The following is a 12821-nucleotide window of genomic DNA, read 5'->3' on the forward strand; positions in this document are numbered from 1 at the left end:
AAATAAGCGGGTTTGAAAAAATAGGAAACGTTTGCCTGAACACCGTCCTTATATTTATTAAATAAGCCGTCAGGGACTTTATTTATTAAGACTGTATTATTGGAAACTATTTGGAGTAGGTGACAAATAATTGGGGTAAAAAAGTAAAGAAATTCACAAAAATTTAGACTTTACACGAACACATTCGGAGGTGGTTCGGTGTCTTTAGTTAATCCGCATATGGGGTTGAGCCCAAAAGAAAATCTTGAATTATTGAATAATTTAAGTGATGCCATTCTAATATTTAGAGATGGCTCTGTCATCTTTGCCAATACAGCAGCTGCAGACCAGTTTGACTATAAAGAAACTGAGGAAATGATAAATCTTAAGTTAAATGACATAACGTCAGAGTTTGAGAAAAAACAGGAATATGCTTGTGAAAAATCCTATAGCATATCCATCACTGACAATCAGGATGTCTGTAATAGATTCCGCTGGATACATAAAAAGAAAAGTGGAGATCACTTTTATTCTGAGGTGATCACGGTACAATTGCCAGAAGAACTTGCAAAGACTTGGCCGAATTCTCAGTGCGTGATTGTAACAGACTTAAGCCACTGGAACGAACTGCGCTCAAAGGCTGAAAAGAAGTTTGTCCCAACTCGAAATCTGATCAATAACATCGGTCATGTGATTTTGATAATTGATCCTGACTCTGGAAAAATTTTAGACGCCAATAAAATGGCTGTAGATTTTTATGGGTACAGTTTGGACACATTAAAAGGAATGTATATCAGTTCTATTAATATACTCCCGATGGAAGCTATAAAGATTGAAATGAAAAAAGCCAAGGAAGATAAAAGAGGGCATTTTCTATTTAAACATCGAAAGGCCTCTGGGGAAATCGTTAATGTTAAGGTTATGAGTGGTCCTGTCAAGTACGGAGGACAAACATCCTTATATTCCATTGTGGCCATGGAAGAGAATAGTCTTAAGCAAGCCCTAATGACTGAGAATGAAAAATTGGAACCCAAAGACCAGAACATGTTTGAAGCCCTATTTCATGGTTTGCAGGTACCCGTTGTGATTTTTAATACAAATATGCGAATTCGAGCGGTCAATACAGCCTTCTTGAATGAATTTGAGTATAATATCCGGGATGTCATGGGTCGGCATGTGACACCTCTTATTTGCCCATGGGAATATATAGAAGAGGCTGAGTTCTTCCACGGTCTGGTTGTGAAGGGACATAACATATTTGAAGAGGTTCTAAGAAAATCAAAAAGCGGCCGACTCAAAAGCTACAAGGTGAATGGATTTCCTCTTATGTACAATGGCACTGTCACAGCTGTTGTAGCAGCTTACCTTGATATTGATGCGGAAAAGAAAGCCTTTACCAAACTTCACCTAATCAATAAAATTTTCGAAAACATTGATGAAGGCATGCTCATTACAGACACTGTTGGAAGGATCACATGGGTGAATCAGGCCTTTGAAAATATCACGGGATATTCCTTCGATTATGCTGTTGGACAGACACCTTCAATACTTCATTCAGGCAAGCATGACAAAATTTTCTATAATGTCCTGTGGCATGATCTCAATTGCAAGGGTTACTGGGAAGGGGAAGTTCTAAATAGAAAAAGTTCAGGAGATGAGTATCAAGCCTGGCTGACTATTGTAGCGGTCAAAGACAAACGGGACAAAGTCACAAATTATGTTGGAGTTATGAATGATATTACCAAATATAAGGCTCAAGAAGAAAAAATAAAACATTTAGCTAAAACAGATGTCCTTACAGGTCTCATGAATAGATCCACATTTTTAGAAACGGTCTCAAGAAGACTTGCCGAGACGCCTGGGCATGTTAAACACGCCTTTTTGTTCATTGATCTGGACGATTTCAAGAAAATTAATGACATGTATGGCCATGACCAAGGGGACGTTTTATTAAAAATCATATCATATAGGCTCAGATCCACACTGAAATCCAGGGATATTGTCGCAAGAATCGGTGGTGATGAGTTTATAATCATGTTGTCTGATATTGAAATCAATCAGCTTTCGGATATTATTAAGAGAATGCTCAATGTGGTGGAAAGAGACATTGACTTAAATAATTTGGTGGTTCACATGAAGGCGAGCGTGGGTGTTTCCGTCTACCCAAATGATGCTAGAAAATTGGGTGACTTAATGAAAAATGCTGACATTGCTCTATATAGTGCGAAGGAAAAAACGGGAAGTTCTTTCGAGTTTTATTCGAAAGAAATTGAAAGCAAATTTAATCAAATGAATAAGCTTGAGAATGGCCTGAAGCTGGCCATTAAAAATCAGGAGTTTGACATCTATTATCAGGGCATAGTCAATCATATAGACGAAAGATTTTCATCAGCTGAAGCACTTTTGCGGTGGGAAAATAAAGAGTTGGGTTCCGTGAGTCCATCTGTTTTCATACCCCTTGCTGAGAAAATTGGTATTATGCCAGAACTGGGTCTTTGGGTTATAGAACGGGTTCTCAAAGATATAAAAAAATGGGAGTATGACAAATATCTTAAAGATGGCGTTGCCATAAACATATCCCCCATTCAGCTTGAAGACGAGAACTTTAGTATGAAGGTGCAGAGTCTGCTGTCGAGATATAATATTTCGCCACAAACCATAGAGTTTGAGATCACAGAAAACATATACATTCATAACTTTGAGAAAGTCGTCAAGGTCCTCGAAGAACTCCATGCTTATGGCATTCGACTCACCATGGATGATTTTGGGACAGGTTATTCGTCTTTATCAATGATTCACAAGCTGAATTTGAGTAAGATCAAGATAGACAAATCCTTTATTAGAGATATTCCAGGTCATGATAAGTCAATTGAACTGACAAACACCATTATAAAGATGGCTCAGAGTTTGAATTATATGGTGGTTGCAGAAGGCGTGGAAAATGATCAACAAGTCGCTTTTTTAAAGGATCAGGGTTGTGACTTCATTCAAGGCTATTATTACTCTAGACCAACAGAAAGTGGTAATTTCTCTTGCCTGCTTTCAGAAGATATTTGTTATAATAAGCTATAGGATTTACTGTGTATATATGGTGGCACATATGTTATACTATGCATCAGTTAGAGTTAAGGCATTAAACTGGGCTGCAAGTCAGCTGCAACCTTAATTCCGGCTTGTTTAGACGCATTGTACACTTAAAAGGTCAAGGCCTGATTTTAAAGGGTGACCTGCAAAGCGAGTCGGTAAAATTGTAATGGATTGAAGGAGTTAAAATGGAGAGTAATACAGTATTGGTTTTTGGACATAAAAATCCTGATACGGATTCAATCTGTTCAGCCCTTGCTATGGCCAGGCTTAAGCAGCTTGAAGGGATGAATGTAAAAGCATGTGCGCTGGGACCTTTGCCTAGAGAGGCCAAATATGCTTTAGACACATTTGGTGCTGAGCCCCCTTATATCATTGAAAACGTGAGAACACAGGTTCAAGACTTAAAACTCGACAGTGTCAAGCCGGTTGCTCCGGATACGTCGATATTAGACGCCTATGATATTATGGAGAAAAAAAGAGTTAGAACCCTGCCAGTCTGTGACAATCAGTCACACCTGCTTGGGCTTTTAACAATGAAAGATATCGCAATGAATTTGATCCGTGGTGATATTTACGCTTTAAAAACGACAACAGAAAACGTTATATCTGGACTCAGTGGCAGGAACCTGACAGGGATTAATAAGCACGTAAGTGGTCGAATACTGGTTATGGCGCTTGATTATAGAACCATTGAACAAGAAAGCACCCTGGATGAAGACTGCATTACAATTGTTGGAGACCGCTACGAAACAATAGAACTTGCCATTGATGCAGGGGTTCAAATGATCGTGGTGACAGGCAATAAAAGTGTTCCAGAAGACCTTGTGGCCAAGGCCAGACGAAGAGAAATCCCGATCATATCTGCCGATATGGATACATATACTGTTTCAAGAAAGCTATCATCATGTAACACAGTGTCATCCATTATGATAAGAAAGGGCATCGTGAGTTTTGGGCTAAAAGATGAACTATCAGATGTCCAGGATAAAATGCGTGACCACAGGCATACCTATTATCCCGTACTCGCTGATGACCATAAATACTACGGTTCTATTGGAAGAACCCACTTGCTACGTCCAAGGCGTAAAAAGGTTATACTGGTTGACCATAACGAATACGGTCAAAGTGCTGTGGGAATTGAAGAGGCCGATGTCATAGAAATTGTAGATCATCATAAAATTGGTGCCATAAGAACCAATGCGCCTATTCGATTTAGCAATGTACCAGTTGGGAGTACCTGTACGATTATTTTCAATATGTTTAAGGAATCAGGACATGAAATTGATAGGAAAACAGCAGGTCTTTTAATCTCGGGTATTATTTCTGATACACTTTACATGAAATCACCGACAACAACAGGGCAAGATATTCGCGCCCTTAAAGCCCTTACGGAACAGTTGGAAATAGATGCAGAAGAGTATGCTATGGAAATGTTTAAAGAAGGCAGTCGATTAGAAGGTCATAGTGTGGATGAAATTCTATTTAAAGACTTCAAGAATTTTGAAGCTGATGGTGCCCACGTGGGTATTGGACAGGTTTTCACCCTAGACATTGACCCGGTGATGGAAATGAAGGAAGCCTTTATTGAACGCATGCGCACGGAACATGAAATCTCTGGGAATGAAATTACAATGTTCCTTGCGACGGACATTATAAAAGAGGGGTCCTATATGTTTTTCTGTGCCAACAACCCCATGATACTCAAAGAGGCATTTTCCACAGAGCCCAAGCAGGGAATGTTTGTTAACTGGATCGTATCAAGAAAGAAGCAAGTCATTCCAAATATTATGGAGGCTATAGAACAAGCCAGACTTCAAGGGTGATTATATGAAAATCTCAACAAGACAACTCACATATGACGCTTTAACCCTAGCTCTCTTAATTGTGGGTGGGTTTATACTGTATTATATTTCGAGCGTTGTCCCAGTACCAGGTGCGAAGTTTTTGTTAATGGCACCGTATTTGACAATAGTGCTCTACTACCCTGTGAAACGGTCCCCGACACCTGGAACCATTTCTCTCATAAATCTTGGATTTGCGGCGCTATTGTCGCTTATGTCCTTTTTTATGGGCATAGCCATAGTGTTATCTGGTGTTCTAACAGATTTGACGGTTCTTGTTCTGTTTAGAAAATACGATACAGAATGGAAACGAAGGGTTGGTATATCCTTTTATCCGGCCTATGCCATGCTGACGTCATTGTTTATAACCGATTTTATCACAGGCAGAAAACTTTACGGGAACTTTGGCCTATGGCCAGTCATTATTATGACCCTTGCAACTTTTGTCCTTGGTTATATTGGAGCGGTTACAGGGCATTTTATCGATAAGCGTATATCCCAGGGTGTCAGACGGCTTAAGAATGAAAGCGAGTCATAAGACATTCGAATCAGATGAAAAAGAAGAGTGATTATATTGATCTATACTATGAATATGACATATCAGACGAAAGCACATATGGGAATGATCGATGTTACGGAAGACTTTCGTGCTGCCCTCAAGGCCGCTGAAGCGGAAAAAAACATTAAATCTGGCATCATAACAGGTTTTACCACAGGGGGCGTGGCCGGCATAACCATAATGGAGTATGATCCTGGCCTGGTTGAAGATGATTTAAAGAATGCCCTAGACTTGTTTTCACCTTATAAAGACGAAACGGGGCAGCTTGTTCGTTACAAACACCACGAAACATGGAACGACGACAACGGTTCAGGCCATATAAAAGCGGCCCTGCTGTCACCTACAGTAACGGTTCCCTTCGTTGATGGCAATATGACACTTGGACCATGGCAAAATATTCTTCTCGTGGAGTGTGACTCCAGAGATCGCGTTCGAGAAATCATTTTTCAGGTTATAGGAGAATAAGCAACCCGGCACCCCTAATGAGAAGGCTAAAGCATGTATGGATAAACTTTAGCTTTCTCATTAAGGGACCGGGTTTTATTTATGCTTAAAGTTTGAAAATAAGCGGTATGATATAATAAACCTATATGACTGAGGCACTTTATTTTGTAATATAATGTTTGCCATTTTTTATTAGACGCTTGCAAATTAGAGGTATTTAGTAAGGGTCTTATATAATTTAATGATGAATAAGGTTTGGAGGAATGGATTTGAAACTTAAAAAATGGAGACTGTCAGGTCTGCTTCTGGCTGTTTTTATACTTCTAAGAATTTTTTCGATGCATTCCCAACTTGTTGAAAAGTACTATTCACGAGGGATCTATTTGATTATAGGCAGGACACTGAACGGAATTTCCTCATTTTTTCCATTTGCACTGGGAGAATTGCTTTTATTCTTTATTATTTTAGGGTTTTTAATATTTATTTTGCGTTATGGCTATATAAAGCGTAGAAATAGGTCGATGTTATTTATAGGGCAGCCTAAAAGTCGATTTTACATTCAGCGTGTGGTCGCTTCTATTTTGAGTGTCGCAGTGGCCTTTCAATTGGTTTGGGGACTGAATTATTCAAGACAACCACTTGCTTATATTATGGGACTGGAGGTTCAGCCCCGGGAAAGCAGGCAGTTATATGAAGCCTTCATGTGGCATATTGGTCAAGTCAATGAAATCAGAAGTCAGTTAGAAAAGACGGATTATGAGAAGACATATAAAATATGGAGTGGCTACCAAAGTCTTGGCAAAGAGTATGGAGAACTTTCACCAATACATGGGGAAGCCAAGGGTCTTATCACATCCATATTTTTTAGTTATGCAGGTATATCAGGAATCTATAACCCGTTTTTAAGCGAACCAAACTTCAATGCTGACCAGGTGGATTTTATGCATCCGGTTGTTATGGCTCATGAAATGGCTCACCTTCAAGGTTTTGCCCGAGAAGACGAAGCCAACTATATTGCCGTGAGAGCTTGTTTGAGTCATGATGAAGCCTTTGTGAATTATTCTGGACATATGTTGGCCATCATCCATATGTCGAACGCGCTCTATTATACGGATCCTTCCCTTTGGAAAGACGCCAACAATCATATATCACAAGAGGTCCGCAAGGATTTTAATAGACACAGTGCCTTTTGGAAGTCTTATGACGGATGGTTTAACGACGCTTCATCCAACATGAATGATCGGTATTTGAAAGTCAATGGTCAGACGGATGGCATTGCAAGCTATGGGCGCATGATAGATTTATTGCTTGCCAGCTTTGACTTGTATAAAAATTAGGCCAAGGCCTTTATGCAAAATTAATTCTCAAACCCGGATTAAACATAATATAAGCTCTTAATATGTGGTATCATTATAAAGTGGAATAAAGGAAATGACTTGGGGGCAAAGTGTTCATGTCAATGAATTCAAATATAATCAATGAAGTTGTTGAAAAAACAATTCGGGCCATTGAAAGCAGTAAAGAAGAAATCTATAAAATTGTTGAAAATGCGAGAACACAAGTGGAAAGCATTCGTAAAGAAATCGATGATATTCAAAGTGAAATATCACTCGTGATTGATGAGGTAGACCGCTTGGAGTTTAAAGATAAAACCATGCGAAAAAAACTTGTACAGGTGAGCAAGTTTTTCGAAAAGTACTCAGAAGAGGAAGTTAAAGATGTGTACGAAAAGGCATCTGAAATTCGAATCGAGTATAAAATGAAAGAGCAAGAAGAAAAGAGTCTTCGTGCAAGAAGGTCCTCGCTCGAAGTCAATTTAAAGCAAGCAGAAGAAATCCTGCGGAGTGCGGAGAAATTGATTGGACAAGTGTCGGTGGCTATGAACTTTCTGGCTGGGGAGCTTGGCAATGTTTCCGGTGTTGACAATGAAATATCATTTGAGTTTGGGGTTCAGCTTCTGGAAACTCTTGAAAATGAAAAAAGAAAAATATCTCGAGAAATTCATGACGGGCCGGCGCAATCCCTTGCCAATATCGTCATGAAAACGGATATTGCAAAAGCTGTACTGAAGCGTGATTTGGAACAAGGATTTGTTGAACTTGATAGCTTGAAGGATTCTGTTCGATCAACACTACAGGAAATACGACATATAATATACGAACTCAGACCTGGCTTGCTAGAAGAAAAGGCACTTACACCTGCCATTGAAAGTCTTATTACAGATTTTAAGAACTATACAAAATGTGAAGTTGTCTTGTTACCTGGCAAGGAAAGGACGGATATGAGTTCCTCTATGCAGGTGGCCGTGTTTAGACTTATACAAGAGTCCTTGACCAATATCAAGAAGCACGCCGATGCGACAAAGGTACAGATCAGACTTGAGTACAGCCTAAAATTCGTAAGTGTTAATATTATTGACAATGGAAATGGTTTTGACACAGAGAAAATTTTTGATGAAAAGGTGAAATCCGGGACATCTTTCGGCTTAAAGGGCATGAAAGAACGCATTGAGCAATTGTCCGGTGAATTCAACTGTAGGAGTCAAGAGGGCGTAGGCACAGAAATGACATTTAAAATTCCAATTAACAAAGAGGTGATGCGTGATGTCTACCGTTCCAATTAGAGTGTTTATAGCAGATGATCATGCCTTGATTCGTCAGGGCATTAAGAGAATTATAGAATTTGAATCAGATATTGCAGTTGTAGGTGATGCTGCAAATGGAAAACTTGCACTAGATGAAGTTATGCATTTGAAGCCAGATGTTATCTTGCTTGATTTTCACATGCCGGATATGACGGGACTAGAAGTCCTCAAGGCTATGAAAGAAGAAGCCCTGTCATCAAAAGCCATTATGCTCACTGTGGCGGATGATAGGAAAACGCTTCTTGAATGTATTCAGTTTGGCGCTGAAGGCTACATTCTTAAAGATTCTGACACGGTGGATATTGTTTCAGCCATTCGGGAAGTTTTCCGCGGAGAGTCTTACATTGATAAAAGACTTGTAAAACTCCTTGTGGAGACATTTACAGATCATAGTGACGAAGAAGAAGCTGATGATAAATTTGCTGAACTTACAGAAAGAGAGCTGGATGTTCTAGGATGTATTTCTGAGGGCATGACCAATAGAGAGGTGGCCAGCACACTCTTCTTGAGTGAAAAAACGGTAAAAAATTACGCAAGTAGTCTTTTTAGAAAACTTGGCGTCAAAGACCGTGTCCAAGCAACACTCTATGCAATTAACAATAATCTGAAGGAATATTTGAGAAAAAACAATTAAATGACTATAGTCATACGAAATTCGAACGAAAGGTCACAGTATAATGTGACCTTTCGTTTTATTTTTTTCGACTTTTTTCGACTATACTAGACACAGAAAGAAGTAATCCACTCTTAATTGGGCAATTGAGAGGGAACATGAAATTGGGCAAACTTTTGGGTGTAAGGAGGAAAATCAATGATGAATTTCATTTACAATGCTTGGATGGCACTAAACAACAAGAAGGGACAAGGTATGGTTGAATATGTACTGTTAATAGGATTAATTGCTGTAGCGGTTATCGCTATCATGATTACTATGGGCACAACAATCACTGCTGAGTTTCAAGATATTATCAACAGCTTGACTGCACAATAGGAAAACGAATACGAAATTATAAATCAGCCTGATCAACAGGCTAATGTGAGCCTTACAAACCTGTTTGTAGGGCTCAAAATGTTTGAGGTGGTTTTAAGTGAAACATGTTTTAAATAATAACCGCGGACAGGCTATCGTTGAGTTTGTCTTAATCATTCCCCTGGTTTTTCTGCTTATATTTGGCTTGCTTGAAACGGGTCGCTTTCTCCATGCTGCCTATGAAGTGGAACATGGCTCAAGAGAGGGCGCTCGAATGGGTGCAATAGGAGGCTCTGATATAGATATTCAGTCAGCCGTCGTAGATTCTACCAGTGGTCTGGACCAGACACGGATTAGCATACAAGTCACACCTACAGGCTCTATTAGACATTCAGGGGATCGGTTGCAAGTCATCGTGACCTATAAATTCATGCCGATAACCCCATTTGTTGACAGGCTGTTTTCAAATGAAATGAATATTTCAGGGACGACTTCAATGCGAGTGGAGTGAGGGAAGAATTATGAGAAATCAACAAGGGTCTTCGGCCATAATATTAGTCGTTTGCTTCTCTGTGATGGCCATGTTTCTAGTAATTGGAGCAGATGTGGGCGTTATAACTTATGAAAAAGCAAAACTCAGCAATGCGCTGGATGCATCCGCACTTGCGGGCGCTCAATCTCTTCCTGGTAAGCCTGATGAGTCAAGGATTTTGGTAAGTGACTATTTGTCTGCAAATGGTCTTGATCCAGACAAGTCTAGTGTGACGATTACAGAAGACAATCATTCACTCAAGGTGGATGGATACAAAGATTTGAAAACCTTCTTTGGACCACTTATTGGAAGGGACACTGTTACAATCACTGAAAGCGTTACCGTTATTGTGGGACCAATAAATGAAGTCCGTTCAGGGATTCGTCCTTTGGTTATAGAACAACGCGCCTTAGAATATGGTGATCTGGTGGACTTAAAACTAAATGCTAAGACCAACTACAAGGGAAACTTTGGAGCCGTGTCACTCGGCGGAACAGGCGCTTCCAATTATGAACAGAATTTACTCTATGGGTTTAAGGGCACAATAAAAATAGGAGACATTATATACACAGAAGCAGGGAATAAGGTCAGTGTTATAAACCCACTAAGGAATCATTTGAGTACAGATTTTCACACGTTTGAAAATTATAAGAGAGAGTCAGAGCGATTATGGGTCATACCCGTTGTAGACGAACTGCAAGTCGAAGGGAAGTCACCAGTTACGGTTGTTGGATTTGCAGAGTTTTTTATAGAAGACATTGGCATCCAGTCAGGACAGACGAGTTTAAAAGGTCGATTTATAAAATATACAGGCAGTGGTACGGTGAACGAGCTTGCGCCTGATTATGGTCTTTACGGTATTAAAATTAAGCATTAACTGAGGTGATGTTATGAGAAATGGCAGTTTGAAATATTTTTTGCTCGCCCTTATATTTGGCCTGTTGGCCGCTCTGGGCAGCTATATTTTTTTAAATGGAAATAAAACGGAAAGCGCGCTTGTTGAAATGAAGAGCATACCTGTTGCCAAGGAAAACATTGAAGCCTATAGCAAGTTAGATGCTTCTCATTTTGAAATGAAGGCCTTTCCGTCAGAGGCTATACACCCTGAAACCCTTATGGATATAGAGACCTTAAGTCAGATGTATGCATCGACGAATCTTCGAAAAGGCGAACCCATATTAAGAGCCAGAGTAAGAGAAGACATTGATGATATTTTACCCTCTGTGATCAAGGAGAATCATAGGGCCATAAGTGTTTTGTCTAGCGAGTTCCAAGCTGTTGGGGACATGATACGACCTGGTGATTATGTGGACCTTGTCGTTTTTCTACCTGAGAAAATGAGAAAAGAAGAAGTTATAAGGGAAGACCAGGCAAACATATTTGTTCAAAATATAAAGGTTTTGGCTGTGAGCCGTGTTACCCTGCCAGAGGGCAAGGCTCATGAAGAGGTGCCCGACCGCTACTCTGTCACACTTGAAGTGCCAATGGAAGAGTCAGAAAAGATTGTTCTTGCTGAAAACATTGGTGTTATTGAGATCATACTCCGTCGGGAAAATGACAAGAGCAAGCGCAGTGTATCTCCAGTCTTTTGGGAAGACCTACGGTAATAAGGTGGGAGAAGTATGGATAAAATACGTGTGATGATCGTTGATGATCATGATGAAACAAGAGAATTGGTGAAAAAAATACTGTCTATAAGTGATGAGATCACAGTCGTTATGGAAGCCAAGTCTGGGCTTGAGAGTGTGTCGGTCTATACACCTGATATGGTGGATGTCATTTTAATGGATATAAATATGCCAGAAATGAATGGCTTAGAGGCGGCAGATAGGATCTCATCAGAACACCCAGACTCGATTATAGTCATGATGTCTGTTCAAAATGAAGCTGAGTATTTACGAAAGGCCATGGACAGTGGTGCAAGGTCATATATTGTAAAACCCTTCGACTTGGATACACTCAGTGAGACAATTATTAACGCATACTATAAGAACAAAAAAACAAGGGTAACACAGTCTGATATCAATAGACAGGCTGGGCAGATCCTATCCTTTTATGGATCCAAGGGGGGCGTGGGTAAGTCTGTTCTTGCCATGAATACAGCTGTTCTGCTCAGTCAAGAAAAAAACACCAAGGTCATTCTCGTGGATTTGGATATGCAGTTTGGAGATGTGGGCATGCTTATGAACATAAAACCCAAGTCGACAATATATGATGCTCTTTCACCGGAAGCAGAAGATTTTCAAGACCAGGTGACAGCATCCATTTTAAACCATAGTGATCAACTGGATGTACTTCTGGCACCCAAACGGCCTGACCAAGCGGAAGGGATCCAGCCGGCTGAGATAAAAATGCTTTTAGTGGATCTGAAGTCACGTTATGACTATATTCTCGTTGACCTTGGGACGAACTACTCAGAAATATCCCTGACAGCCCTCGATATTTCAAACAAAGTGTTTTATATAACGACACCAGATATGTTGTCAATAAAAAACACTAGACTGGGGCTTGAGGTTATGAAGTCTCTTGAGTATGACTTAAACAAACTCTTTTTAGTCATAAACAGATGGACCGGCAAGGAAAAAATCAAAATTGCGGATATAGAGCGTGCTCTGGATGTAAAAGTGGATGCTCAAATATCAGACGAACGAAGACACATGCTGGAAATGATAAATAGGGGAGATCCCTTAGCTGGTGAAAAAAGAATGAGAAAATCGAAATTTATGAAGGATATGAAAAAAGCCCTTGATATATTAAGGAGTTGA

12 protein-coding genes are annotated in these 12821 nt (G+C 39.8%); all 12 read left to right on the plus strand.

Annotated features, from left to right (window positions below):
* The first annotated feature begins 198 nt into the window (after window positions 1-198).
* The 12 genes from ACQ4KW_RS06815 (at window position 199) to ACQ4KW_RS06870 (ending at window position 12821) form a co-directional block, all read left to right on the plus strand.
* The gene (locus ACQ4KW_RS06815) at window positions 199-3051 is read left to right on the plus strand and encodes an EAL domain-containing protein (RefSeq protein WP_430885783.1); all 2853 of its coding nucleotides are present in this window, start codon (window positions 199-201) and stop codon (window positions 3049-3051) included.
* 200 nt (window positions 3052-3251) lie between these two features.
* Complete coding sequence (locus tag ACQ4KW_RS06820; RefSeq protein ID WP_430885784.1) at window positions 3252-4889, plus strand: putative manganese-dependent inorganic diphosphatase; 1638 nt, start codon at window positions 3252-3254, stop codon at window positions 4887-4889.
* Between the two features lie 4 nt (window positions 4890-4893).
* Window positions 4894-5445, plus strand: a complete 552-nt coding sequence (locus tag ACQ4KW_RS06825; protein WP_430885785.1) for a hypothetical protein — start codon at window positions 4894-4896, stop codon at window positions 5443-5445.
* Between the two features lie 48 nt (window positions 5446-5493).
* Window positions 5494-5931: a secondary thiamine-phosphate synthase enzyme YjbQ gene (locus tag ACQ4KW_RS06830; protein WP_430885786.1), complete on the plus strand. Its 438-nt coding sequence runs from the start codon at window positions 5494-5496 to the stop codon at window positions 5929-5931.
* 248 nt (window positions 5932-6179) lie between these two features.
* Window positions 6180-7247, plus strand: a complete 1068-nt coding sequence (locus tag ACQ4KW_RS06835) for a DUF3810 domain-containing protein (RefSeq protein WP_430885787.1) — start codon at window positions 6180-6182, stop codon at window positions 7245-7247.
* A gap of 116 nt (window positions 7248-7363) precedes the next feature.
* Window positions 7364-8533 (plus strand): sensor histidine kinase, encoded by a 1170-nt coding sequence (locus tag ACQ4KW_RS06840; protein WP_430885788.1) that lies wholly within the window; start codon window positions 7364-7366, stop codon window positions 8531-8533.
* The gene (locus ACQ4KW_RS06845) at window positions 8514-9188 is read left to right on the plus strand and encodes a response regulator (protein ID WP_430885789.1); all 675 of its coding nucleotides are present in this window, start codon (window positions 8514-8516) and stop codon (window positions 9186-9188) included. The genes ACQ4KW_RS06840 and ACQ4KW_RS06845 overlap by 20 nt, the downstream gene beginning before the upstream one ends.
* 177 nt (window positions 9189-9365) lie before the next feature.
* Window positions 9366-9545: a Flp family type IVb pilin gene (locus ACQ4KW_RS06850; RefSeq protein WP_430885790.1), complete on the plus strand. Its 180-nt coding sequence runs from the start codon at window positions 9366-9368 to the stop codon at window positions 9543-9545.
* A gap of 97 nt (window positions 9546-9642) precedes the next feature.
* The gene (locus ACQ4KW_RS06855; protein WP_430885791.1) at window positions 9643-10035 is read left to right on the plus strand and encodes a TadE/TadG family type IV pilus assembly protein; all 393 of its coding nucleotides are present in this window, start codon (window positions 9643-9645) and stop codon (window positions 10033-10035) included.
* 10 nt (window positions 10036-10045) lie between these two features.
* Window positions 10046-10933, plus strand: a complete 888-nt coding sequence (locus ACQ4KW_RS06860; RefSeq protein ID WP_430885792.1) for a pilus assembly protein TadG-related protein — start codon at window positions 10046-10048, stop codon at window positions 10931-10933.
* A gap of 13 nt (window positions 10934-10946) precedes the next feature.
* Window positions 10947-11663 carry a Flp pilus assembly protein CpaB gene (gene cpaB / locus ACQ4KW_RS06865; RefSeq protein ID WP_430885793.1) on the plus strand — a complete coding sequence of 239 codons (717 nt, stop codon included), beginning with the start codon at window positions 10947-10949 and terminating at the stop codon, window positions 11661-11663.
* Between the two features lie 15 nt (window positions 11664-11678).
* Window positions 11679-12821 (plus strand): response regulator, encoded by a 1143-nt coding sequence (locus tag ACQ4KW_RS06870; RefSeq protein ID WP_430885794.1) that lies wholly within the window; start codon window positions 11679-11681, stop codon window positions 12819-12821.

This window comes from Tianxiuia mixotrophica (assembly GCF_050596425.1).
Classification (GTDB): Bacteria; Bacillota; Clostridia; order Peptostreptococcales; family Acidaminobacteraceae.